The sequence below is a fragment of the Pseudomonas sp. MWU12-3088 genome, assembly GCF_023242405.1.
GTDB classification, from domain to species: Bacteria; Pseudomonadota; Gammaproteobacteria; order Pseudomonadales; family Pseudomonadaceae; genus Aquipseudomonas; species Aquipseudomonas kribbensis.
In genome coordinates this window covers 445,021-469,895 of the sequence record NZ_JALJEA010000001.1, presented here as the reverse complement: position 1 = coordinate 469,895, position 24,875 = coordinate 445,021, and the positions used below count along the sequence as shown (strand labels likewise).

Below are 24,875 nucleotides of genomic sequence, written 5' to 3'. Positions count from 1 at the left end.
AAGTTCGTCCTCTGGACAATTTGCATTGCAAGGAAGCCACTGGTTGAATTCACGGCAGAAAATCTCAGGGCCTTCAGCGCCTTCTGCGCGCGGCCTCCAGAAACTTGGATTGGAATTCGGAGTGCGAGATTCGACATTAATGAAGGTACAGAGCGTCTTAGCGAAGACTGGAAGCCATTCGTCCAGCCAATAACAGACCCTCAGTCTGGATACGTCCTAAATCGAGTGAGTTGCTTGATCGAGCCGTGGGTTTTCGCGTCATTCAGCTCGATCAGCCAGCACCAATTCGCCCGTCACGCAGCGAAACGTCGCGCCAGTACCGATTGGGTTGGACGCGTAAGCAGCTATCGAAAGCACGCGGAGCCATTCATCAGCAAGAGACTACGGATCTGGACACTGATTACCACAAACAGGATCGCCCGCCTCCATTATTTGGCATTCCTACCTTTCGCGATGCGTTAACAGGGCTGTGGGAGCGATTCGACCCCGCCCAATTGGCGACAGCGGAGGCGTACCGAGCAGACCCTAGCCTGTGCTGGGGCTGGTATGAATGGCGTAGATCAAAGGTGCTTCAGGCCACACCGAATGCGGCACACCTGGCTATCGCCAAGCTTGCGGATTACGTTCCAAAGCTGACCATCGTGACTCAGAACGTCGACGACCTTCATGAGCGAGCCGGAAGTGCGGGTGTCATTCACCTTCATGGAAGTCTGCACGCACCGCGATATCTCGACTGCGGTGCTGCATACGAGTTGACTCTGGCCGTCCAAGAGCTGTCCGAGAATGGCCAGCGCCCCGATCCTCCAAGGTGCGAAGGATGTAACGGCCTCATTCGCCCTGGTGTTGTGTGGTTTGGCGAGATGCTTCCTGAGCGTGCCTGGAATGCTGAGCTTGCAGCAGCAGAGGACTGTGATCTGTTCTTATCGATAGGGACTTCCGGCATGGTCTTCCCCACGGCAGAGCTGCCGCTCCGCGCATTCGGTAAGGGGGCGACGGTGGTGCACATCAATCCCGTACCGTTCGAGATCAGCGCGGATGAGCATTTCCTGCAAGGGCCGGCTACGCGGATGATGGAGTCTTTGATTCGAGAGGCGTTTGGCTGATCGAAGCTCTATCGTGCGTCCATTCAAAGCGATGGAGCGACATGCGTATGAGTTCCAGATAGCTTGTGGAGCGTTTGAGGGCTTTATTCTGGCTATAGATGGTGATCGTGCCCTCCAGCGCACACAGAGCTGCCTGAAGGTTGTCGAGGGAAGGATCACTAAACAGGCGAGCGATTGCGTCTAATGTGCCTGCGGGGCTCCTGGAGTGCCGGGTCGAATCATGGCGTACCTCGATGACCGCGTGCCCAACCTCCAGCACAATGAACATCCTCCGAATGAGCTCTTGAAGTTGGTCAGGGTGATTGCTGGTCAGGCCGTAGGACTGCTGCACAGTATCACCGCCCGAGAAATCCCAATATCAATCACCCCAAGTAGGCAAGTATGCGGCGGTGTAGGCGGTTGGCGAACAGTACCTGTCAAATGTATCGCCGGCCACGTCAAGCGCGACATGTTCTGGCGCAACCTGGTGCCCGAACAATTCACTTACGGCGCCTAATACTTTGGTCGCAGTCGGATTCATCATTTCAAATGATTATCTGGCCTGAAAGGCTCCAGCCACGGGGGATCCTTCCCGCTGCAACTTCAATTCTCAATCTTTGATATCAACTCTTACAACCATGGACTGGCTTGAGCCAGCTGAGGAAAGATGGCATTTTGCCCACCAAATACCAGGGAAGCCAAAATGCCGATTCGCCAGTCAGACCTGCTAACTAGAAGCTTCAGTCGTTCAGCCCAGGGCCAATTCCGACCAAGGCCGGGGCAACCTACCGCTTTCCTCAGCCACAGCCACCAAGATGCAATGCTTGCTCTGGGGCTTCAGGAAATGCTGAGGCGAGAAGGATGGGACGTCTACATCGACTGGCAAGACAACAGGATGCCTGCCACGCCTGATGGTGAGACGGCGTTCAACATCAAAGTTGCCATTGTCCAAGCAGACTGGTTCCTCTTCCTTGCTACCGAAAACTCCATGTCGTCGCGCTGGTGTCCTTGGGAGATCGGTTTCGCTGATGGCAAAAAAGCTCACGATCGCATTGCCATCATCCCGACCTCGGACAGCCAGGGCTATTTCTATGGCAACGAATACCTGAGTCTGTACAACAAAATTGACGTCCCCACGAACGCGGCCGGCCTCGCGCTGTATGACACGCGCGGCAATGGGACGTGGGTGCGTAATCTCTAACTCCACATCCTTCCGGTAGTACAAGCGTATGAAAAAGGAACATTTTCGCCTGGTGGACACCCTTTCCAGGGAAATGGCCGAGGGGAACCTGGCTATTTTTGCGGGCGCTGGGTTCTCCCAGGGTGCCGGCTTTGTGAACTGGAAAACGCTGCTCAAGCCAATTGCCGATGAACTAGATCTGGACATCGACAAGGAAACAGATTTGGTAGCGTTGGCTCAGTATTACGCCAACGTGAATGGTGCGAATCGCTCAAAGCTTGATCAGATGCTCGTGACTGAATTTTCCGCCAAGGTCGAAGTCACGAAAAATCATAAAATCTTGGCCAGGCTACCGATCCATACCTATTGGACGACCAATTACGACAAGCTGATTGAGCGCGCGCTTGAGGACAACGAAAAGGTTGCTGACGTCAAACATACCGTCAAGCAACTGGCTACGACAAAGCTTAAGCGGGACGCGGTCGTGTACAAGATGCATGGTGACGTCGAGCATGCGTCGGACGCCGTGCTGACTCGCGATAACTACGAACGTTACCACGTGGAGATGCAACCCTATATCACCGCGCTCAGTGGCGATCTCATTTCAAAAACGTTCCTCTTCTTGGGCTTCAGCTTCACAGACCCAAACCTCGACTACATCCTGAGCCGGGTTCGCATCCAGTACGAGAAGCATCAGCGCCAGCACTACTGCATTTTGCGGAAAGTCAGCCAATGGGAAAATGAGGCGCAGGCCGATTTTGAGTACCGAGAGCGGAAGGAAGAACTCTTCAAGCTGGAGTTGGTTCGGTTTGGAATCAAGGTGGTGTACGTAGATGACTTTCAGGAAATCACCACCATCCTTGAGGCAATTGAACACCGCTATAAGCGCCAAACCATCTTTATTTCTGGCGCGGCACACGACTATAGCCCTTGGCCCGCGAGTGAGTCCGAACACTTCGTCCACACGCTGAGCAAGGCCATCAGCAAAGCGCAGTTCCGCATCATCTCCGGCTTCGGACTGGGCATTGGGAGTGCTGTGATCTCAGGTGTCATTGAACAAACCCTCATGAATGGTCAGCGGCTGGACAGCGATCAACTGATTCTGCGGCCATTCCCACAGACCCAAACCGGCGAGCGCCCGCGGAATGAGCTCTGGACAGAGTATCGGCGTGACATGCTGGCGCATGCCGGGATTGCCCTATTCCTTTTTGGTAACTCTCTCAACGAGGCTGGTGAGGTGGTGCTGTCGGAGGGCATGCGCGAAGAGTTCGATCTCGCAGTCGCCGGCGGAGCCTTTGTAATCCCAGTAGGCATCACTGGCTCGATCTCGGCTGACCTCTGGAAAGAGGTGATGGCGACCTACGACGAAACGAAGTACGAGCACGGCAAGAAAATCACCCCCCTGCTGCAGGAATTGGGCGCGGAAGGTACCAACCTGACGCGGGCGCATGACGTCATCCTGAACCTGCTGCCACTCATCTAAAGGAAGATCACCATGGCAAGAAAGGTATTTTTCAGCTTTCAGTACGAGGACGTGCATCGCGCGATGAACGTGCGTAACAGCAACGTCATCGCCTCGGATCAAAAGGTGGGTTTCATCGACAAGGCTGATTTCGAGGAAGTGGAGCGTCAGGGCGATGCTGCCATCAAGAGATGGATCACTGATCAGCTGCATGGCACCAGCGTAACCGTTGTCCTCGTTGGAGCGACCACAGATAAGAGTAAGTGGGTGAAATATGAGATCGAGCAGAGCATTGCGCGCGGCAATGGCATCCTGACCATCGACATCAGCAAGATCGCCGACCTCAAGGGCAACACGACAGCATGCTGTGGGCTTCGCGTTCCGGGAGCTCCGCACTACCAGTGGAACAACCATGATGGCCGGACAAATCTAGGCAAGTGGGTTGAGGAAGCTGCGAAGGCGGCCGGGAAGCAGTAGCAATAATGAGGCGCCGAATGGCGCCTCTTTCTTCGGAATAGGGATTATCTGATGTACGTAGGCTTCGAGATCGAGAATTACCAGGCTACCGATCCTTTATCAGGTTTGAGCATCGACCGATATATTCAGGGTGCTAAAAGCCGCATTGACGACCTTGCACTGTTCATAATTGGCTCCTACAACCAGCGCATCGTCCTGGATGCTGAAGCTTTGTCGAAGAAGATTTTTCCGGAGGGGGACTACGACGTATTCCTCTCCCATTCTCATGCTGATCAGCGCAATGCTGTTGATCTGGCATTGTCGTTGGGTAAGCGCGGTTTGAAGGTCTTTGTCGACTCAACGGTGTGGGGATTCTTTGGCGATCTGGTTTCCAAGATCATCGCCCAGACCCGGCCATCGGAAGACGAATCCAAGGATGACCACATCCACCGGATTCATGCCGATGTCCACATGATGCTGGCAGGCGCCCTTCACCGCACGATCGCACGAGCGGAAACCTTCATATTTGTGCGGTCTGAAAAGTCCATCCCCTTGGTCTTCAATGACAAAGCGAGAACATTTTCCCCATGGCTTTACTCTGAGCTGCAGTTCAGCTTCCAGGTGCGGCATTTCATACCCAAGCGGATCTTGGAGCGAGATGATGGCGTACTACTGGATAGCACGAAAGGCTTGGAAAGCTTAGCCCTTGAGAGCATGCAACACATCACTGCTTTCAGGGCGTTCAATGATCACCTCCCTCAAATTGCTGGCAATGCGCTACGTGATTGGCTTGTTACCCAGCCGACAGGTACCCCAGGAGGCGTGACGCTGGACAAACTCTACAGCCGCTTCGATGTGCCTCGCCACTATTACCGTAAGCGTGAATCACTGCAGATGTAGCAACTGGGGAGAGTCGTTGCCCTCTGATCGACCTGCTTGCACATGGGACTGATGCCTGTGCTGGCGGGTCGAGCTTCATTGCCCCGCCACTCCAAAGCGCAGCCTTAATGCCTGCCTGAACTAGAGTATTGCTGTCGCTTGACTAGATAATCACTCATTGAGCGAAGGCGGTTATCGGATCAGATCGCAAGCCACTGCTCCCCACGAGGTCGAGGGCTTATCCTAGTTCACCTCCCCGGCGGTTTTGGTGATTTACCAAGGGGGGAATCTGTCTTTCGTAGCTGTCCGAAATGTATTCAGCTATCCGTACCTGTCCCGATGGATCTGCCAACCATGAAGTCATTCATAGATCGAAACCCGAAGGAAAAAGCCGTGGAAGAAGCATTCGCGGTCTTGGCGCGCAACGGCTATGAGAGCGAGCGTCCGGATCCAGCAGACAACGTGTTCGTGGTCGCCGAACAATTGAAGCGCCAGCAGGATCAAGTCAAGGCTTCACCCTCCGCGCCTGAATCACCTTGAGGTCGATCGGGGCGGGTGGCTACGACAAATACTTCGGCACCACTCCAGTGATCGTTACTCGCTAGGCGTGTCTGGTCGCTGACTGCGGCAAGTCTCCAGGGCCTTATTTGCAGCAGACAATTCCTCGCCAAGTGCCGCGGCTTTGGCACGTAGCTCGGTGAGCTCGGTCGAAAGCATTTCGTTGCTACTTCTCACAGCCGTGAACTGCTCCTGAAGCATTTCTTTCGCCCCCTCCGCCCTGGCTGTAGCCTTATTCGCCAGCGCCAGATCCCCTTCCTGCTGCTCGACCGCATCCTGGCTTTGAAGCGCCAGCTTACTCTGCTGACGCGCCTCACCCAGCAGACGCTCATTGTCACGATTGAGCCGAGTGAGCTCGTCCTGGCGAACCATCAAGGTCTGCTGGAGTTGCAGGGTCTCCTGCTGCATCTGCTGCAGCTGTGTTTCATGACGGCGCTGATCCTGTTCACGCTGCTCCTTGATCGCGGAGCGGTAATGCTCCATGGCATCACGGGCATGTGCGTGCTTTTCCTCCAGTGACCGCACCTGCTCATCCTTCTCTTGTATCCGTAACTCCAAATCGGCGCAGCTTTGGCTGATGCGAGCGTTTCGTGTGATCTCCGCCTGGAGGGAAGACTGGGACGTTCTCAACTCCTCAGCCTGGGCCGCCAATGCCACGTCTCGACTAGCTACGACCTGCTTGCTTTTCTTGAGCTCAGCTTCCAATTCGCTTACACGCTGATCCCTCGCCGCGATGCTTTGCTCATGAGTCAGTCTCTCCTTCGCCAGGGCCACATTGCCCTCCTCCAGCACGCGCTTCAGAAGCTGGCTGACCATTGCAGTTAGCTCGTCACATAGGCGACCTGGATCAGCTTGGGAGCGCACATCTGTGGACTCCAGCTCCTGCATGTACCGCGAAATAGTGGTTTTGACCCCGTATTTCCGAGCTCAACGCGCACTGCATCGATGCTCGGATTGACGCCGCGGGCATGCAGCGCAGCGCGTGCCTTCTGCACCTACCAGAGCTTGATGCGGTACCGCCGCGATTCCGCCCTGTTGCTAATTGGCTTCTGGCGCGGATTTCGAAGCGATGAATTGGCGCGCCTTCGTGTTGAGACGACTCAGGCGGAAGCCGGTGTTGGAATCACCTTCTATTTGCCCTACTCCAAGACCGACCGCGACTATCAGGGTAGCACCTTCTACACGCCCTCCCTCAAGCAACTTTGCCCGGTCGAGGCCTACATCAACTGGATCACTGTGTCAGGTATCGTGGACGGGCCGATATTCCGCAAGCTCGATCGCTGGGGGAATCTTTCCGACAGTGGCTTCAGGGCCAGCAGCTTGATTCCCCTGCTGCGCCGGATTTTAGAGGCTGCGGGCATCCCAGCCGCGGCGTACAGCAGCCACTCGATGCGAAGAGGCTTTGCAACGTGGGCGTCGGCGAATGGATGGGACATCAAAGGTTTGATGACCTATGTGGGGTGGCGAGACATGAAATCTGCGTTGAAGTACGTAGACGCCAGTAACTCCTTCGGCAGCTTGGCGGTTCAATCTCAATCGATCGATGTTTTTGAGATAACTTGAATCGTCGTGGTTTCTCTAAGGCGATTCGGGATGCCATTTGGATGGAAACTGTCGTGGCAGCCATCCAAACGACAGTAAGAACCTTCATGATAAGCTCGCGCGCGAGGACGCAAGGGCTACTTCACAGCAAGGAGCATTACTAGGCATGCGAACTGATGATGAAATGAGCGGGATGGCCTCATGACACTCAAGGCTTCATTCGCAACAGTCCTGCGCGCACTACGCGCCAAGCGAAACATTTCCCAGCGCGAGTTCGCAGACACGACAAGCCGCACTACCTCTCAAAGCTGGAGGCTGGTAAGTCGAGCATTACCTTGGACAAGCTGCAGCAGTAGAGTGACCGACTGGGCCTCAGCCCACTGACGTTATTGACGTTGGCCATCAGCGAAAGCACGGGCGAATCGACGACCGAACTGGTTAACAAGCTTTGCGGGGAGATTCGCGGGCGCCTGTGAAGGAAACCATCGAGGAGCTCGGTGAGTTCGTGCTCCCTCTGTTCACCTGAGTTCTCAATGGGAGGCTGCTCATTGCAGCCTCCAGTGAGCTGGACTCTCTACACATCTCAGTCAGAAGAAAATCCTTGGCCCACCAATGGGGAAATCAGGCAAGTCAACGGTGAACGGGGATCCGACGTTTACAGGTGAACCGTACGACCCGCGAATTCCGCGACCCTGGGCAGGACTCGGGTTGCTCTGAATGACCATTTCTTTTGTCACAACCGGATAAAGCCCTAGGTATTCCTGGCCTTCAAAGGGGGAATCCGACTCTTCCATCACTGGCAGAACAGCTACACTGCCATTCTTGTACCCGTCGAAGTAGCCGAGTTCCCACGGCATCCACTTGGATTTAGGAGCGTTCTCAGTGGCGAGGTATAGAAGGCTTTCACACTGCCGCATGCGGTGACGCAGGACTTCGGCGGTGTCGGCTGTAACGCGGTTGCGATCCAGAGCCTGATCATCAATCCAGTCCACATAGACCTTCTTGCCTTCCTCCTCCAGCAAAACCTTGATCCCAAGGACAAGCTCCGCATCCACCATAGCGTGGGAGAGGAAGATGTCGAATCGTTCCGTAACCTTGTAGTTCTTCTGGGCACTCTTAATGGCATCAATGGCACTACGGCCGCCACGTAGAGCCCGCTGTCCGACCTTACGTGCTTCCGCCTGGGTGAAGTACGACAATTTCGATCTCCGTCCGGTAACCTGCCAGGTACTATACATAGAACATCATGGCCATTGCTGGCGTAAAGCTAGAAACTGTACATCTTTGGGAATCTGAGTGCCTGACTGCAGGCAGGAAACTTCAAATGAGGCAGGAAACCCTACCTCATAATGCAGTCCTGATACTGCCCGCTAGCCTCGCTCTGCCCTGGCCTTCAAATCTTTAAAGCGATCCTCGAGAGACAGGCTGTCATAAACATTGTTCAATGCCACTTCTGCGCGGGTAAGGTCTTTGCTCCACTCCTGCCGAGAGTTGTACCATTCTTGCATCTCCTCACCGGTAACCTTTGGCAAGTGGCGATTAAATGCTTTAAAGGCGAGCAGCGCGTCTGATCTTACCGATGCAGTTGACTTGATAAGGCCTTCTGAACCATCGACGGACTCAAGGGCCGGCTTCCAGCGTCGCTTCGGAGTTTCATTACCCACGTACGCACTAAACTGGAGCTCCGAATAAATCCAGGGCGAAAATGTCCGGTCAAATTCTTGATAATCTTCAAGAGGAATTGACTTGGTCGTATTAAGAAAAATGAACAGTTCAGACTGGTGAATCACTTTATGTAGAGCGCCAGTCAGCATCATATGCACGCCAGCGGCCAAATCTATAGCATCACGATAATTGTAGATGGTTCGATTTTCTTCGCGCTTAGGGTCTGCGTAGATTTCGCTGAGATCATGTAGGAGATCGTGGAAATAACCCCAGACGCAAGAATCAACAAAGACACGCAGCCCTCTTGCCTGCAACGAAACCGCCAATTCAATCGCCTTGTCCTCATCTGCATGTGAGTGGGACAGGAAAACATCAGCATCCTGGGAAGGAAAGATGTGGTCGGCAATTTTTTGAGCGTCAATGACTTCTTTTTTCTCAAATACACCAATTAGATAGTTAGAGAGCTTGTCATACCGCCCCTTGGCTTGCTCTCGAAACGCTTCAAGCTCATCTTCATCAGGTACCGATAGATGTGAATACCTGTTTAACTCAAAACCTACGTACATCGAAATATCCTTAATCGAAGTTCATGGCGCGAAACGGCGGCGCTGTATCACGGAGGACTACAGCTATGTGCCAGGCTCAATGGCCGCTTCATCGGCCAAGAATTGAGGTTGGGATTATACTGAAATTTAAACCTCAAGTGGCACTTGGCCACCCAGACGAAGGTCGAGATTGCAGACTTTACGGCATCAACGCAAAAAAGGAAGCAACCCCGAGGCTGCTTCCTTTTTTGATCAACCGTGGTTACTGACCTACGGAGATGACAACCTTGCCAAACGCACCTTTCGAGAGGTGCTCATACGCTTCACGCGCCTGCTCAAACGGGTAGACATGGTCGATCACCGGCGAGATAGCATGGGTTCAAGAACTCTTTCATACGGTCAAACGAGGATCTAGGAGCAACCGCGATGCCGCGGATCGTGGTCTGACGGAAGATCAGGGGCATCAAGCTGAGATTGGTGCTCTGTCCAGTGCTCAGGCGGATGCCGAGCTCAAACAAACGCTAACATTGCGGACTGTTTCGATCACCTCAACATCGCGCAGTTACTCTCACCCGAGACGTGGGACATATGAGCAAGCCGTGTCTCATGGGCAGCTGAGCGCTGACTCGTCGAGCTGCCACCTTCCGACTCCCTTAGGCGAGATGCTTGCCAGACCCTCAGTCAGAGAACGTCCAGGCTGCTCCAGCCCAATCGAGGCTTTCGGGGATCAGGTATTGATTACTCAACTCCGACAGGCGCTGGATCGCTACCTTGTTAGCTGCATCATAAAGCGCGCGTGACGAATCAACAGAAGCCATCTGCGCACTGAAATGCGCCGGCTGCATCAGCCAGCCACTGACAACTCCAGAGTTGACCTTGGTTCCCTCTTGTCCCGCCAGGATGGTCACAAACTCCTGTCGCACGCGATTACCTTGCGGCCCTTGCCACCGCAGCATGGCACCAAACAGTGCACCGCTGCCCTCCCCCAAGCTTGGCGCGCAAACGGATCCTACCAAGCCACCGAAGTCGTACAGGCATGCTTTGGCCAGAAGGTACTGCATCAAGGATGAGGTCAAGTCCAACATTCGGGTATCAGGACGGCGAGCGGCGAGCGCCCTATCTACTGTGACGTCCATGCGCGAAGAGACTTTTTTACTGAGTCCCAGCTCCTGCATCACCAATTCAGGCAGGCGGATCCGCAGGAGGCGAGGCTCGTTAGCTGGTATAGAAATCTCAACCCCTAATTGATCAAACATCCCAGTGACGAAGCTCTGGAGATGATCAATGGTGATTGCCACCTGATCTCCCAATTCATTGGCATCGTTCGTAGCAGCATGGGCAAAAATCTCCCTCTGTTTCTCAGCAGCCCTCCTGGCTTCCTCCAATGCCGCATCAATACGCTCGCTGGTGCGCTCAATCCCTAACTTCGTTGCCTGCTGAAGGATGTCCTCCACGTCGACGAGATCCGCTACCTCACCAAGTATTTCATCCTTCAGCCCCTCGTTGAATTCGTGCTTCTGCACCTGCGCCAGGTCGCGCACCACGCTGTCGATCCGCTCGTACATCAAGTCAACGATGTCCTGATCAAGGCTGTCCGATTGCTGGATGTTGAACACCACGACCTTCAACTTTTGGCCATACCGATACAACCTACCGATCCGTTGGACGAGGCGCATCGGGTTCCATGGCAGGTCATAGTTGACCATGATGTGGCAGTGTCTCTGCAGGTTGATACCTTCGCCACCTGCCTCGGTGGAGATAAGGAATCGACCCTGAGCCTCGAACTGAGCAATAGCCTCACGGCGCTCTGCGTGCTGCATGGAGCCATTGATGAGTGCAACCTTACCATCACCAAATCGGGCGGCAAGGGCATCTCTTAGATAGCGCTGCGTCGTACGGTACTCGGTAAAGATCAGTACCTTCTCGTCGGGGGTCTCCTCATCAATTGACGAGATTACGTTGTCAATGAACACGGTGAGCTTCAAGTCATTGGCCATCAGCGATGCGGCGTCTTCAATGAGCTGGCGAAGGAGTTGGATTTCGCCGGCGAAAAACTCTTCCGCCTCGCCCCTTACCTGTTCTTCCCATTCACCGACATATCGCTGATCGGTCGGTTCGCTGAAAACAGTCTCTTGAGCATGAACATCCAGCAATCGCTGGAGACGATTTTGGAGGGCCTGGTGGATCGCAGCAGCACTAGACACTGCGAGCTTGCGGTAGACGGTCATCACAAACCCAATAGCGTTTCCCGTCCGACCCAGGGCTTCGCCTGCGGCATAGCCCTTACGTAGGTAGGCCTGAAGTGTCTGGTCGAAATCAATCGATTCCGGACTGCTGGGCACCTTGAGCGCGAAGGTGCTCTTTCCTTGGAAGATGAATTGCCCGTCTGCGTCGGTGACGTCCGCTTTGTGGTTGCGGTAAACCATGTCGCGCAAGATCTCAGGCTTGAGGCTGAGCATCATAAGCTCCTGCCGTCTTTCCGGGCGGAGCAACTCAAGTAATGCTACGAATTTGTCCTGCATTCCCTGGTGAGGCGTGGCGCTCAGAAGCAGCATGTGCTGTGTGCGGCTCCGGAGCGCTTTGGCAAGGTCGTAACGCTCAGAGCTGTCAAACTTCAGGCCATACTGTCGCCGACTGAGTCGGTGTCCTTCGTCGAAAATGACGAGATCCCAGGGTTCTGCCTGAAGCAAGCTTTCCAGGTGATCAGGTTGTTTGAGGCGATCCAGCGAGCCAATTACACAGTCGTGCATCTTCCACTGGCGCGGCTCATTGACGACGAAATCCTCGTGATAGATCTCGAAGTCTTCGAGCTTGAACTTGTAGTACAGCTCATCCTGCCATTGCTTGGTTAAGCCGGCCGGCGTGATCAGGAGGATGCGCTTCACACGGTTTCGCTGGATCAGGGCGTGAAGCAGCATCCCTGTTTCGATGGTTTTGCCCAAGCCCACATCATCTGCGATCAGCCAGCTCAGGTTGTTCGATGCCAGGATGTGGTGTACCAAATTGATTTGATGTGGCAGCGGGTCGATTTCTAAGTGCGAAAGGGATCCCGTGTTCTCGTTCCATACCTTGATAGCGTGCGCGAGCATCCGCAACCTGAGACGCTCGGCGTCCGGCTCTTGGCCATGTAGTGCTTGCACAAACCGGTGTTTCACCGCTTTGATATGGCGCAGGTACTGATAAGGTAGCCAGTGCCGTTCTCTTCGCTCTGGAAAGTCTACTAGAGCCTGCTCGCTACCAGCCAGATTTCGTTGCTGCATGATTACGCCCTGACCTAGAGAGCGCACACCCGTACCAGGAGTGCAGTCCAACACGTCTTGGCCATTCTTAAAGCCTGAACTCACGGTGGCAGCATCAACGAAATTTGGTCGATCTGACCCAGTCCAACGCACCTGGATCTCGCCACTCTCAGCAATCGCCAGCTTGACTGCGCCAAAGACCTCCTGACCGCCCGGGGTCACCCGCTTAACTAAACAGCCCTGTACGTGAGAAAGTCTTAGCGGTTTCATTCAGTATTCCCTGTGAGTCCGATCAGCTGACACTTAGCGATTGGGAAGAAGATTCGATCGACGAGTCGAGTGTGGGTGCCGAGCATTGCTTCACTGTAAATTCAAAGGTGGTTTGCGGTGTGAGCTCCGCGAGGGACAGATCTGCCGTATGGTCGGTGCATTCGACGTTGCCAGTGGTTGATTCTGCTGGCTGATCACTGTCCTGCCTTTCCATCCGAGCGACCTCCTCCGCTTCCGACTTGATAGGAAGGTCACTGAAGTAGCAGCCAGGCACTTGAGGGTCTTTTATGTGAGGTACGCCGTATGACCGAAGCTTCTGGAGCTTCTGAATTCCTAGGTCATCTGGGACGCCAAGGTCGCTGGACTCTTCTGTCGGCCACCGATGGGGTGAATCGAAGTCCCAGTAGACGCTTGGTGGAAGGACTGCGTCCAGATCACCAAAGCGATACCAGAGGTATCTAGCGAAAGCCTTGAAGACACGCCGAAGCGTCGGGTTTTCATACCAGGACTCGAACAGCTGCTCCAATAGGACATCGATCTCTTCCACCTGCGGAATCGACTCAAATGATCGGACAATCAGCAGCGCCGTACGCCATGAGAGGGCGTGGCAGGACAAGCGGGTATTGCCAGTGCTGTCGAAAGCGATCCAATACAGGTCATTATCTGCCCAGATCACCTTGATGTGAGCAGCTAGGACGAGCTCCTCGGGCGTCAGTCCCTCATCAATCGCTCGCTCCAAAGCAAGCCTGGTGGCACCCCACCCGCTCATCACGAAAATCCGTTGAATAAGAAAACGCGTGGCGTGAGGCCAGTCATACTTAACTATGAGCGCAACGGCCTTCTGCAGCGCACGCTCCTCGCGGGTTAGCTGATATTCCGATGCCGCCTCTTTGGGTTCAACCTTAAAGTCATCGTCTTCCAGCAGCGAGTCTGCATCGAAGTCATAGATCGCGAACTCATCTTCCGGATCATCATGGTATACACCACTGGCCGGAAGAATGCCTTCAAGCTCTCCTTCTGAATCAAAGAGGGCCAATTCGGAGAAGTCGTCCGCGGCGTTCGCGTCAAAGCTGGAGTATTTCGCGTAGGATTCGACATCCGGCATCATGGGCTCATCGATGCCATCGATGCCATCGATTTGGTCGAGGTGAAAAGCATCCTGGTCGCGAGAGGCCACAAAATCGTCTGGCACAGGAGCATCGGTTAAGAGATTCCTCGATGAGCCCGGCGAAAACTCTGCGTCAGCTTGAGAATCCAACTCCTCGGGATCATTAGGCCAGCTCACCGCTGCTGTCGGGTCAGAAGCGTTGAGTGGAGCGGTAAATGATCGTGAAGGCTCGCTGACAACACGGATCTGAGCAACATCTTCGCTATCTGACTTGATATCGGGCTCAACAGCTTTCGATGGATTCAGGCTAAGCCTGCGCTTGGGTTCTTTTGGGACACCCGCTCGATGCGGCGGTGCTCCGCTTCCAGTGCTGCGTACTTCAGTACTTGGAATGAACGCTGTAGCCAGGGGCAAGACTTCGCCTTGACGCACGGGTTGCGGTTCGTCAGCGTCCATCTCTAATGGCGCAAATTGGCGAGCGTTTACCTGGAAGAACTCTAAATCTTCTTCGCTCAGTTGATCGTCTTGGCTAGACGAGTAGCCGAGGGAGAATGCTCTTTGTTGACGCCGGATAGCATCGGCTGTTTGCATCGCCTTGGCACCCTCAACCGGACGGTGCTGAAGCGTGAAGACTCGGCCCAGTAACATCAGGTAATCAGGGTCTTGGCCATCTTCGAGGGTGTCGAGCAGCAAACGCTCTGCTGCTGGAAGGTCGGAAGCGGCCACAAGGGCGTTGAGCTCCCTAAGAAGCGCATCCTTGTTCCTGGTTTTTTTTGACGAGAGTTCGGAACCTTGGATTTGCCGCTCCACCCGGAGCCTTTTGAGTCGCCCCTGGACTTTCAGAAAAGCGCCTGGGCGCGCTGAGACTTCTCTGATCACCGAGCTCAAGGCTGAGTATTCGCACGACCGCAGATGTGCACTGATCGCGACCAGCTCATTGCCCCTTGCTAGCCCCTCAAACAGCTCCTGAACTGCGGCCTCCAGTGACCCTGGCTCAGCAGCCACATAGCGACATAGGTCGTCCAGCAGTTGATCGCAGTCCATTGCTCACGTTCCAATCTATTTCGGCACAAATATGTAACTCATGGCACACCTTAGCCGATCATCCGTCATCAAGTTAAGCGAATATTGAGGCCGGTCGCCAAGAGTGAGCGGTTGGCATCTGCCATGCCTCCGCGCTCCCCAGTGGCCACATGCCTACGCACTTTCATCTGACCTTTCAGAGAACTCATCTTCGAGACCGTAAGCGTAATAGAGGGAGTCGAGATAGAAGCCGCCCTTATAGCTCACACGCTCAAAATGATCCATCAGCTCTCTACCACTGACTTTAGGCAGGTGGTCGGTAGGAATATCGAATCCGAACGCGGCTGACTTGGGGCTAAAAGGTGCCTCCTCCAGGCTAATCTCATCTGCAAAAAAACGCTCAGATTTGGGGAGTCGCTGTCTGCGGGGAACTTTGGTGCGAACCTGCGCGCTGAATGAAAGCTCGGAGTAAATCCAAGGTGACAAGGTTTGATTTCGGCCAGCACTTTTCAGGGGCACAGATTTACTGGTATTCAAGAAGACGAAGCATTCAGTCTGGTCGATCATCCTGTGAAGCTCCGTCATCAACATGACGTAAGCTGCCGCTGCAGCCTCATCACATTTCCTGTGCGAGTAATATTTCTGATCCCCGACGATTTCAGATTCTGAGTACTGCTCATTCACGGCATCCAAAAGCTCACCAACGCTCCCCCAAACACAAGAATCGATGAACACTTCGACACTCCTCTTCTCCATCGCGATGGCGAATTTTATGGCATTTTCTTCATCACCATGGGAGTGAGAGAGAAAAATGTGGGCGTGGCCAGAAGGGAATAGGATTTGAGCAAGTTCTTTAGCGCCTAAAACGTCTTTGCCTCCCAGCTGTGCAACAATGGCATTTGTGAGCTTGCTGATATTTAGCCCGCCAGCGTTAGCTTTATAAGCTTCAACCTCCTGCCGCGATACAGCGCCAAGTGACTTGAAGCCCTCTAGCTCAAACCCTAAATACATTAACACTCCTTCACTAAAACTTTTGGCCCGGCGCGCAATATCGATACGCCCCACATCTGTAAACGGCTTCCTTGTTACCGTTAATTAGATGGCGCCCCAACCGTAGGTAACAAGTTGAGAGGGTCGATAGCCACCCACGGCATAGGCTTCTACCAGGCATCCTTGCTTGGAAATTTACCCACAATTAATGAGCAGGCAAAAACCGGTTGAATAGCGATGCGAAATCTATGTCGTCAAGCTCGGACTCAGTGAAATAACCTTTATCGCGAGCAAGATTCAGCGCTGCACCGCCTGGCGCGGCAACCGGCAGAATGAAAGAGCCTTGATTGAACTGCTTGAAGATGTCGTATTCGACCTCTACACCGTCCATCCCGCCAATGAACACAGCACCGACTAGATCTGGTCGAGAGAGCATCTGTTTGCGCATCAATAGCAAGCTGCCTTGGAGGTCGTTTGGCACGGCATCTGTATAGATCACGTTGTCAAATCGCTGGTTCTCTTCTGGGAAGCTCCCTTCAAAAAATCGGCTTTGATACAGAACCACAGAGCTTGCGTAATCAACACCGAGATCTTCACAAATGCTCCAGATCATTGGGGTGATTGCTGGATGGCCGCCCCATACGATCTTGTGCTGGCGAACCGCAGCGATGGCGAACTCGCGAACGGCACACTGGATAAGAAACGGGTCAGCAGTCTCAAAATACTGACCTCGCCCAGCCACTGGGATACTTGCCGAGAGAAAAATCGCCCCCATTTCTACGCCCTCCAGTCTGCAAATTGCCAGCCCGCTTCGCAGGCCTTAACCCATCGGGTCGCCTGGATGTGCTGGCCGAGCCAGTCCAAATGACTCAGCCACTGCGGATGCAGGCCTACATGGTCATAGAGTATGGCCACAGATCCCTCAGGAGAGTTCATTGAAGCTTCGTGCATAGTCGTGGAGGTCGGCACGCCCACCGTTGGGTAAACCACGACCATCCGATCATCGGGCAGACGTACCTGAATCCCGCGCCCGGCTCCCATCCCAATCACCTCGCCACCAATGGACTCGATGCCGATTCGCAGATTGCTCACCAGGTTAACGGTTCGCACCGCATGGCTCTTGCTGCGGACTTCTTCAAGCTGGAGACAAATCCGGTCAATCGCGTGGTCAGAAATCCTTCCAGATGCGACATCCAGCTCACTCGCATCGAGCTCAGCAAGGCTTGCGGTAGCCAAGCGCGCGGAACGCTGAGCTTCAGGCCATCCTACTCGAAGCACGCTGATGCCCTTGGCAAGCGCCCTCCCGAACTCGGCCGATGTCCATCGACTGTTGAAGTAGTCAGGCGTATCGAGCATCAATAACACGTCAGAGTCGCAAAGCCGATGCCACAGCATGGTCTGAAAATCTTCGGCCGGCGCAATGCTGTGGGTATCCAGGAACACATCGAAATGCCTGGCAGAAAGCGCATCGAACATCTGCAACGCAGCCTGCCTGGCCTCGTCTCGCCGATAACTGACAAAGACCCGTCTCTGCTTTGGAAGCAAGCCTGCGCATTCCAGCAGGGCCGTGGCGACTCGTTTTGCCCCACCACTGGCGTAAGACAAGCAGTTCAGCGGGCGCAGGATTTCTGGGACTTCAGTCGCGACTCGCCCCAGGTCGGACACGACTGGGACGACAGGAACACCACCTCGCAGCAAGCTTGGTAAGCTAGGATGATCCGCGCCCACTCCGCCAAAAAACACCACAGCAGCTGATCGTTGCTGGTGGGGGGTGAAGGCGGCTGGAACGATTTCCCAGCCGATTTCCTGGCCTAACCTCAAGCCAAACATGGAAACCGCATCTGCTACAGCGCTTTCAAGCTCAGAAATTTGCGCTGCCGAGGGTGTTCCCAAGACAGCTAGCTGATAGATGAATGACATGACAGCCCCGCTACCGGACTCATTAAGCGCCAATAATCAAATGGGCACTGGGAGGGTTAACCTCTCAGTGCCCATGCCCACTCAGAACCGCTCCCACGGATCAACATGCTGGCCGTCGAAGAACCTAGAACGCACCTCAGCAAAGTGCTTTTTGCCGGCCTCATTGCCCCGTTGCGCCATATCCTGGATGGCCTCGGTGTCATCAAGTTTGATTTCTAGAGGGGTCTGCTCGTTGACACGTAGGTGCCGGGTCGGGCCGAGGAAGCTATCCGCCAACGCCAAAGCGCCATGCTCCTGGGCGGCGAAAAAGAGATCTGTGCTGTGAAGCGCCCAACCTGCCTTGCCGTTTAGGAACCGAGTACTGAAATCGCTTTCGCTGGTGAGCGTACCGACGCTCAGAACATCGATCCTATCCAAAGGTACCTTCAGATAACGAACCGCTTCAGCCAGGGCTGGCAGAATGGGGTTATTAGCCCAGACACCACCATCCAGGAAAGTCTCCAGCGCTACCGCGCCATTGAATTCGGCCTCATCAAAGTAGGTGGGCGCCGCAGAAGAGGCCAGCGCAGCCTCCACGGCTGTTATATCTCTATAAGCCGTACGATCTGGGCTATGCGGTGTGACAATAGCTTCTGCGTGACCATGCTTGGCCTTCACCGTTGGGATCACCAAGCGGCAAAGGGAATCCCCGGCCAGCGTTTTTTCGCCGTAAACCTCAGTGAGTAACTCCTTCAGTGTCGCGGAGTCATGCTTGGAAAAGACCCAGTGCCGTAGGGCCCGGTTCTTGGGGAAAATTTTTGGCCCCTTCGTCTGGTAAAACTCAAGAATTTGACCTGGCTTCAAGCCCAATGCCAGCCCAATCGCCAGGATCGCGCCCGTGGATGTACCGGCCACCAGATCGAAGTGCGAGATCAGGTCGTTTCCACCGCCGGCCTTCAGCATATCGTCCCACTTGGCCAAGACTGCGGCTGTGAAGGTGCCTCTGAGCCCGCCTCCGTCCAGGGCCAAGATACGGAAATTGCGACCCCGCGAAACATTCCGCCGGGTCAGTGGCAGGTTTTTCAGCTGTTCTACAATTAGATCCACAACCTGGTCTGCAGACGTGCTTTCGGCAATAACCTTATTGACTGCCTCAGGCAACCCGTTGCGCAGGCGTGATAGCAACGAAGGGTCTTCTTTGAGGTAGCCTGCGATTGCCCCGCCGAAGCCAGCCACAATAAAGCCGGGCTTACCGAGCTCAAGCATTGCATCAAGCTCATTGGGAACGCCCGCTTTTGCTTTGTTGACGTCCCACCAAGCGCCTCCCACGCAAACAACGACGTCAGAACGATCCGCCATCCAGTCTCGCATCGGGGTCAGGCCGTCTGCTGCGGTGTCATCGCTATTATCTGCAGGCACAATTTCTACAGAAGCAAATGCTCTCTGCGCTTCAATTTCAGCGGTGTACTGGTCGGTCGAGAAGCTTTTCGCTCGAACAAGCGTGAGCGCACCTTTGCTACCGCCTGCCTCGATGAAGTCTTCTGCTGCCTTCTGCAGTGGCGCAGTGAATGTGGGATGGCTTCCATGGACAATGGAGCCTCCTTCGCTGAAGACCTTAGCTGCGAGCTTCTGTACGAAAGCAGCAATCTCTGGTTTTGATTCTTTATTTGATCCGGACAGATGGATCCTGACGCCGGCCAGGCGCTGTATAACTGCCATGTGAAATACCTGAGTAATCTGAAATATCGATTGCTGTGAGCCAACACGGCTAGGAGTGCATTTCTAACGGCCAGCCAGGCCTGCCGCCGTTTCGATCCAGCCAGCGATGTTGTCCCTGCCATTCTGAGCGGCGAAGTCGTATCTCATGCAGTGCTTGGAAAGGGGGACTACCGTGTCGCGGGTAGGAGCATCGAACCACAGATCAGCGGCCGGAATGGCAAGGGTGTAATCCTCATACCTCACCCACTTTCCGCCCTTGACCTCCGCGAAGAGAATTTTGCCGTTGGCGAGATACAGTCCCACCTGATCCAGAGGGTTTGTGCCTTTCACCCCGAGCTGCTTGTCGTTGTTTCTCACGCCATGGATATCAACGGTGAGCAGCCCGTTGCCCTTCAGGACACTGCGCACGATCTCGTACCGCACCCACCGCCTGCCGGCGGTGTACTGGCCAGCGAGTACACACGTTACAGAAGTGTTGTTGAGACCGTTGCGAAGGAAGGTCTTCAGCGCTTCATCGCCTTCCTTCTTGGAGGCCTCGAATATACTGCCATCAAAGAAGCCCTGGGCTTCTTGATCCTTGCTGACCACCAGGCAATTCCTGACATTCCAGCATCGCCACACGTCTTCCTGATAATGGAAGGAAAAAAACGTTCTCCGTGCCATCCCTTGCTCCCGTTCGTTAGCACCCCCTGCCTCGGCTCCCAGCCTCAGCGAAGGGCTGCATGCGGGGCTGCTGTGGCCATCAAAAGCGAGGCCGTCCAGCAGCGGAGGCTTTGAAATGCAGGGAGACTACCACCAAGCGCTGGAGTTGACATCACTATGATGGCAGCAGGCATGCAAGCGGCTGTAGTGCGGCTGCGGCGGAGGATGGCTATGATCCATCTCTTGATGGTTAGGCAGACCGGGTTCCGATCAGAGCTAACGCTCAGGTGAAGATGCCATGGTCAAGACGCATGAGTAGGTCATAAATCTCGTCATACCCTGAAAGCGTGCACAGCAGGCTGCAGGGGGCTCGACAGCCTAGCTCACGCACAGGCATCTCCAGCCAGTCTTGCGCGATCTTCGAATTTCCGAATACCTGCAGCGCAATCATCGCGATCATGGCGGCAAATCTTGATCCGTTGTTCTGCCGGCAACTCGATTAGGTGCCTTAAGTCGGCTTTCACATGACTGAGGTCGCTCATAACTCAAGTCTCCATAGAATCGATGATCAGCACTGGTACCAGCAAGTCTATCTCTTCGGGGTCTAAGATTATCTGTGGTTGGAAAATATCTTCTTCCTCCCAAGCACCTTCGTCGGTTTGAACATAGACTTTACTATTCTTCAATAGGGTATTCCTCGACGTCCTCTAGGTCATCCCCCTCGACGGAATGAGGGGCTGGAAGTGGTGGCGGTAGAGCTAACTGCTTCGGCGCACTCATGAAAGCCGTTTTCAGCGCCTCAGCTTCTTGAAGAATTTCTTCCTGCCGATCCATCGCGGCGAGTGCGAAATCATCATCGATAGTCCCGTCTGCCTTGTTAATCAAAGCTGGCATACGCTTTGATAGTTGCTTGTGATTCGAGTAGGATTCCCAATGTTTAGACAGCCCGTCACGAGTGTAAGAACAAGGAATTTTTAGGAATGCATGAGGAGTCTTCACCCAAATATAGTTAAGGTCGTGCTGCAAGTACTTCACATCCAGCTTTTGGCCAACATAGTCTTCCAAAGCATCACTTGCATACCTGCGGCCGGCGAAATTAATACCATGCGGGTGCACCTTATGGGAGAAAGAGGTTGGGCAAAAATCGATGAGAAACCTCTGCGCATCCTCCGTGGAAATAATTCTGGATGAGTCATACTTTCCTTGAGCTTTGTAGTGAGCGAAAGCTTGCCTCGGAGTACAACCAAGTGCGGCTTGTTTTTTTCCATGGTAAACTGTAACCTCCTTCATCATCCACTCTGCACATTGCTTGAAGTCCATTTTGGCGTTTAACTCGCTTTCAAACTTTGTCGCTCCATCACGTTGCTCCCGGTCGAACCGGGAAGAAAATGCACTCCAGTGGTCATGAACGAGCCAATTACACGCTCTATTATCCCGCCGTACCATTTTTTGCCGATGGGGCGATGATCCCACTCCATCCCCCATTCTTTGCACTGCTGAATGAAGGCATCGCTCGTAAACTCTGCAGCATTGTCGGTAAAAACTACAAACGGGATGCCATGAAACGGATACTCATCAGGATGAGTCAAAAAACTAAATAAACTGCTTTGCTTATTCATAACCGCAAACGCCAATGCGGCAGCAACTGTACTTATACTCGGAGCCTCCATACTTAGATAAAACCCTAGGATTACCCTTGACCTGTCACAAATGATCATGGTTATCCAGGGTCGCCCGATGATGACATCCCTGTTATACTCATCGACGAGCAATATATCCACTCGAGTATGATCCATTGACACACGACGCAACAAACCATCGATAATAAATTTTTTTGGCTTAAAGCCATACTTTTGATCAAATTGCTCCGCAGTAAGCACCTTCCGGTCACGGTCTTTTTCCGGTATGTTAAGAAGAAACTTTCTTGCCGTATGACGACTTACCGGTTTTTCACCAGTAGCTTCACAATAATTGCGGGCCCACTTTAGCAACTCACTGATGGACGCCTTTGGGCCTTTATAGTGAGTTTCGCAAGCTTTGCTGAGCGCTGCCACCTGTCCTGACGTTGCTCTACTGCCTCCTATAGGTGTCCCCCTGTGTTTCCGAACGATATTTTTTCCGTTGCGATAATCCTCCAGCAACTTATAGAAATGTGATCTTTTTAACCCAGTGAGTTCCATGCCCCTCTTGGCAGGCAGCCCTTGATCAATTTCCTCGAATACAGATATACGCTCACTTGCGAGTTGCTCCTCTCGGTGATCAATCGTTCTGACCTGATACGGAATGGCTTCAGTGCTGGGTGGAACTCCAGACTCCTTCCAATCTCTGGGGATTCCATCGTGGGCATTTTTAACTGGAGCCAACTGAGCATTTAGTTCAATTCCCTGGTTATCTTTCTCCAGATCATCGTCATCCATATCCAACCCCAACGGCTCTGTTGAGCAACTGAATCACATGACACTTGAGTAATCATAGCCGCCCAATTAATACATGCAACCCCTGGGCAAAAGACCGAAGGGAACGCGCCCCAAAGGCAAAGACCGATTTAATTTAATATTGAACTTTAAAAGCAGGGGAAATAAGTACACTTGGCTGACAATTAAAAATATGCAAATTTCAATAAGTTAAACCCTTCCACGCCCAAGCATCGAGATTTTAAATTCACAATACTCATATAAATCGAGATTGTTTTTATAACCGAAAGGCAATTACCGCAAAAAATATTGTTATAAAAATATTCGGGGCTTAATCACGGGAATAGTCGCCCGCTGTCAGCCGGCATCACAAAGATACGCGATTGTGAGAATGCTATATGAGCGTCAGCGATGCAGCCTTCACCGCTTGTAGGGGTGATACCTCACCAATCAACGTGGACATATCGGTCGACCGAGGACAGTAGAAGGAGAAAGGATAGCCATCCAGCCGTACCGAAAACTGCCTGGATGGCCTGTACATTTCATTGCCGGAAAAAAGATGATGTTCTTTTCATTGCCGGAAAAAGATTTCTGTTTTCCGGTAATAGAGCGACATTCTCGCTAACTACCTGTAATCTCTAAAAATTCTTATTGTCCGCTTAAATTTCAACGTTCACATCTTTCGCACCACACTGTGCATCGCTGGCAGGTAACGCCGAGCCGCTTCCTCCACCGACATCGCCTTGGCGATGTACACCAGGTTCAGACAGCCCATAAGCCGCGCCTCATGCGTGATCGGAATGGCAATGGCCGCGATCTTGCGCTCCTGGCCCCAGTGGGAATTATTTTCTCCATACCCCTTGCTTACCGTATGTTCCACCAACCGTTCAACAAACCGCCGGTCCGCTGCCAGCGCGGATTGCTCGTCTTCGCGGCTGATCATCAACTCAATCAGTTCTTCACGTTCGGCCGGCGGGCAAAAGGCGAAGTATGTTTTCCGGAATCCACCAAGGCGACACATTTGACTCAAATTGAACGACCATGTTCAACTTGCGCTACGCCATACTCTTGCGCCTAGAGACTCCCATAGTGAAGCTCAATCCCGCACAGCCAGCACGCCACGACGCTCCCACCGTACGCGCTCGCGCACTGACTCATCTGATTTTCGAACGGCCGGATCTGGAACGGACCGAGCGCTTTCTTCAGGACTTCGGACTGCTGACGGTTCTGCGCAATGCGGATCTGCTGCTTTTGCGTGGTACCGGACCGACGCCCTATTGCTATCGCGTACATCGCGGCAAGAAGCCCCGTTTTATTGGTTTCGGTCTGAGTGTCGGTTCCCGTACCGACCTGGAGCGTCTGAGCTTGTTACCACAAGCCTCACCCATCATGCCGTGCGATCACCCCGGCGGTGGCGAACAAGTCACCTTGCAAGACCCGTCCGGTTTTCTCGTCGAGGCCCTTCATGGCCAGTCGGTGGTTGGCGCCCGGCCCCATCGCCCGGCCTTGCCGCTCAACCTCGGGGATAGCGTGGTGCGCATCAATGCAACCCAGCGTCCGCCGATTGCTCCACCGGAGATCATCCGCCTTGGCCATCTCGTGCTGGAAGTGGCGGACTTCCAGCGCACGTGTGCCTGGTACACACAACACTTCGGATTCATTCCCAGCGATGTGCAGTTGTTGCCTGACGGTTCGCCGGCGGTGGCCTTCCTGCGTCTGAATCTGGGCGACACGCCAGCCGACCATCACACGCTGGCCCTGGCCCAGGGATTCATGCCGGCCTACAGCCATAGCGCTTATGAGGTGGTCGATCTGGACGCCGTCGGCATGGGCCAGAAGGTTCTTCGGGACCAGGGTTGGCGCCATGCCTGGGGTATTGGCCGGCACATTCTTGGGAGCCAGATCTTCGATTACTGGCAGGACCCGTTCGGCGACAAGCACGAGCACTATTGTGATGGTGACCGGTTAACTGCCGACCAGCCCACAGGTCTGCACAGTGTCAGCGCAGCGGCGATGTCCCAGTGGGGCGAATCCATGCCCAGAAGTTTTACCAAACCGAAACTGACACCGGCGAATGTTCTTTCCTTGTTCCGCCATCTTCGCCGCAGTCCGGATCTGAGCGTGCGCAAGCTGATCACACTGGCACGCCTGTTCGCCTGATTTTGCAGCGTCACAAACCACACGAGGTTGGCGCTGGCCCCC

21 protein-coding genes and 2 pseudogenes are annotated in these 24,875 nt (G+C 53.9%); 8 read left to right on the top strand and 15 right to left on the bottom strand.

Annotated elements, in window-relative coordinates; all coding sequences use genetic code 11:
• The first annotated feature begins 389 nt into the window (after nt 1–389).
• The 6 genes from M5B98_RS02180 (at nt 390) to M5B98_RS02155 (ending at nt 5,599) form a co-directional block, all read left to right on the top strand.
• Nucleotides 390–1,103, top strand: coding sequence for a Sir2 family NAD-dependent protein deacetylase (locus M5B98_RS02180; RefSeq protein ID WP_248742157.1), 714 nt, complete (start codon nt 390–392; stop codon nt 1,101–1,103).
• Between the two features lie 682 nt (nt 1,104–1,785).
• Complete coding sequence (locus M5B98_RS02175) at nt 1,786–2,283, top strand: toll/interleukin-1 receptor domain-containing protein (RefSeq protein ID WP_248741641.1); 498 nt, start codon at nt 1,786–1,788, stop codon at nt 2,281–2,283.
• A gap of 28 nt (nt 2,284–2,311) precedes the next feature.
• The gene (locus tag M5B98_RS02170) at nt 2,312–3,745 is read left to right on the top strand and encodes an SIR2 family protein (protein ID WP_248741640.1); all 1,434 of its coding nucleotides are present in this window, start codon (nt 2,312–2,314) and stop codon (nt 3,743–3,745) included.
• Between the two features lie 12 nt (nt 3,746–3,757).
• Nucleotides 3,758–4,201, top strand: a complete 444-nt coding sequence (locus M5B98_RS02165) for a TIR domain-containing protein (RefSeq protein ID WP_248741639.1) — start codon at nt 3,758–3,760, stop codon at nt 4,199–4,201.
• Nucleotides 4,202–4,252: 51 nt separating this feature from the next.
• A complete protein-coding gene (locus M5B98_RS02160) occupies nt 4,253–5,080 on the top strand; it encodes a toll/interleukin-1 receptor domain-containing protein (protein WP_248741638.1) in 828 nt (275 codons plus the stop codon).
• Between the two features lie 372 nt (nt 5,081–5,452).
• A complete protein-coding gene (locus M5B98_RS02155) occupies nt 5,453–5,599 on the top strand; it encodes a hypothetical protein (protein WP_248741637.1) in 147 nt (48 codons plus the stop codon).
• Between the two features lie 54 nt (nt 5,600–5,653).
• Here the strand turns inward: M5B98_RS02155 and M5B98_RS02150 are convergent.
• A pseudogene (locus tag M5B98_RS02150) lies at nt 5,654–6,612 on the bottom strand (DNA-binding protein).
• Here M5B98_RS02150 and M5B98_RS02145 point away from each other — a divergent pair.
• Entirely contained in the window at nt 6,563–7,180 is a 618-nt protein-coding gene (locus M5B98_RS02145) for a site-specific integrase (RefSeq protein WP_248741636.1), read from the top strand. The pseudogene M5B98_RS02150 and the gene M5B98_RS02145 sit on opposite strands and share 50 nt — an antisense overlap.
• 566 nt (nt 7,181–7,746) lie before the next feature.
• On the opposite strand, the gene M5B98_RS02140 is transcribed toward M5B98_RS02145, so the two are convergent.
• The 14 genes and pseudogenes from M5B98_RS02140 to M5B98_RS02075 form a co-directional block, all read right to left on the bottom strand.
• On the bottom strand, nt 7,747–8,358 hold the full coding sequence (locus tag M5B98_RS02140) for a toll/interleukin-1 receptor domain-containing protein (protein ID WP_248741635.1): 612 nt from the start codon (nt 8,356–8,358) through the stop codon (nt 7,747–7,749).
• 171 nt (nt 8,359–8,529) lie between these two features.
• Nucleotides 8,530–9,390 carry a toll/interleukin-1 receptor domain-containing protein gene (locus M5B98_RS02135; RefSeq protein ID WP_248741634.1) on the bottom strand — a complete coding sequence of 287 codons (861 nt, stop codon included), beginning with the start codon at nt 9,388–9,390 and terminating at the stop codon, nt 8,530–8,532.
• Nucleotides 9,391–9,631: 241 nt separating this feature from the next.
• Nucleotides 9,632–9,860 (bottom strand): annotated as a pseudogene (locus M5B98_RS02130) (zinc-binding dehydrogenase); the annotation flags it as partial.
• Between the two features lie 186 nt (nt 9,861–10,046).
• Nucleotides 10,047–12,458: a helicase-related protein gene (locus M5B98_RS02125; protein ID WP_248742156.1), complete on the bottom strand. Its 2,412-nt coding sequence runs from the start codon at nt 12,456–12,458 to the stop codon at nt 10,047–10,049.
• A gap of 442 nt (nt 12,459–12,900) precedes the next feature.
• Nucleotides 12,901–15,030, bottom strand: coding sequence for a hypothetical protein (locus tag M5B98_RS02120; protein WP_248741633.1), 2,130 nt, complete (start codon nt 15,028–15,030; stop codon nt 12,901–12,903).
• A 153-nt stretch (nt 15,031–15,183) separates the two neighbouring features.
• A complete protein-coding gene (locus M5B98_RS02115) occupies nt 15,184–16,020 on the bottom strand; it encodes a hypothetical protein (protein WP_248741632.1) in 837 nt (278 codons plus the stop codon).
• 184 nt (nt 16,021–16,204) lie between these two features.
• Complete coding sequence (locus tag M5B98_RS02110; RefSeq protein WP_248741631.1) at nt 16,205–16,774, bottom strand: hypothetical protein; 570 nt, start codon at nt 16,772–16,774, stop codon at nt 16,205–16,207.
• A 2-nt stretch (nt 16,775–16,776) separates the two neighbouring features.
• Nucleotides 16,777–17,919, bottom strand: a complete 1,143-nt coding sequence (locus tag M5B98_RS02105) for a toll/interleukin-1 receptor domain-containing protein (protein ID WP_248741630.1) — start codon at nt 17,917–17,919, stop codon at nt 16,777–16,779.
• An 81-nt stretch (nt 17,920–18,000) separates the two neighbouring features.
• Complete coding sequence (locus M5B98_RS02100) at nt 18,001–19,617, bottom strand: CBASS cGAMP-activated phospholipase (RefSeq protein WP_248741629.1); 1,617 nt, start codon at nt 19,615–19,617, stop codon at nt 18,001–18,003.
• 63 nt (nt 19,618–19,680) lie between these two features.
• The gene (locus M5B98_RS02095) at nt 19,681–20,280 is read right to left on the bottom strand and encodes a TIR domain-containing protein (RefSeq protein ID WP_248741628.1); all 600 of its coding nucleotides are present in this window, start codon (nt 20,278–20,280) and stop codon (nt 19,681–19,683) included.
• 262 nt (nt 20,281–20,542) lie between these two features.
• Nucleotides 20,543–20,719 (bottom strand): antitoxin Xre/MbcA/ParS toxin-binding domain-containing protein, encoded by a 177-nt coding sequence (locus M5B98_RS02090; protein WP_248741627.1) that lies wholly within the window; start codon nt 20,717–20,719, stop codon nt 20,543–20,545.
• Nucleotides 20,720–20,934: 215 nt separating this feature from the next.
• Nucleotides 20,935–21,579 (bottom strand): Mu transposase C-terminal domain-containing protein, encoded by a 645-nt coding sequence (locus M5B98_RS02085; protein ID WP_248741626.1) that lies wholly within the window; start codon nt 21,577–21,579, stop codon nt 20,935–20,937.
• A gap of 8 nt (nt 21,580–21,587) precedes the next feature.
• Nucleotides 21,588–22,676, bottom strand: a complete 1,089-nt coding sequence (locus M5B98_RS02080; protein ID WP_248741625.1) for an integrase catalytic domain-containing protein — start codon at nt 22,674–22,676, stop codon at nt 21,588–21,590.
• 670 nt (nt 22,677–23,346) lie between these two features.
• Entirely contained in the window at nt 23,347–23,616 is a 270-nt protein-coding gene (locus M5B98_RS02075) for a hypothetical protein (RefSeq protein ID WP_248741624.1), read from the bottom strand.
• A 125-nt stretch (nt 23,617–23,741) separates the two neighbouring features.
• Between M5B98_RS02075 and M5B98_RS02070 the strand changes: the two genes are divergently transcribed.
• On the top strand, nt 23,742–24,833 hold the full coding sequence (locus tag M5B98_RS02070; protein WP_412548531.1) for a VOC family protein: 1,092 nt from the start codon (nt 23,742–23,744) through the stop codon (nt 24,831–24,833).
• The last annotated feature ends 42 nt before the right edge of the window (nt 24,834–24,875 follow it).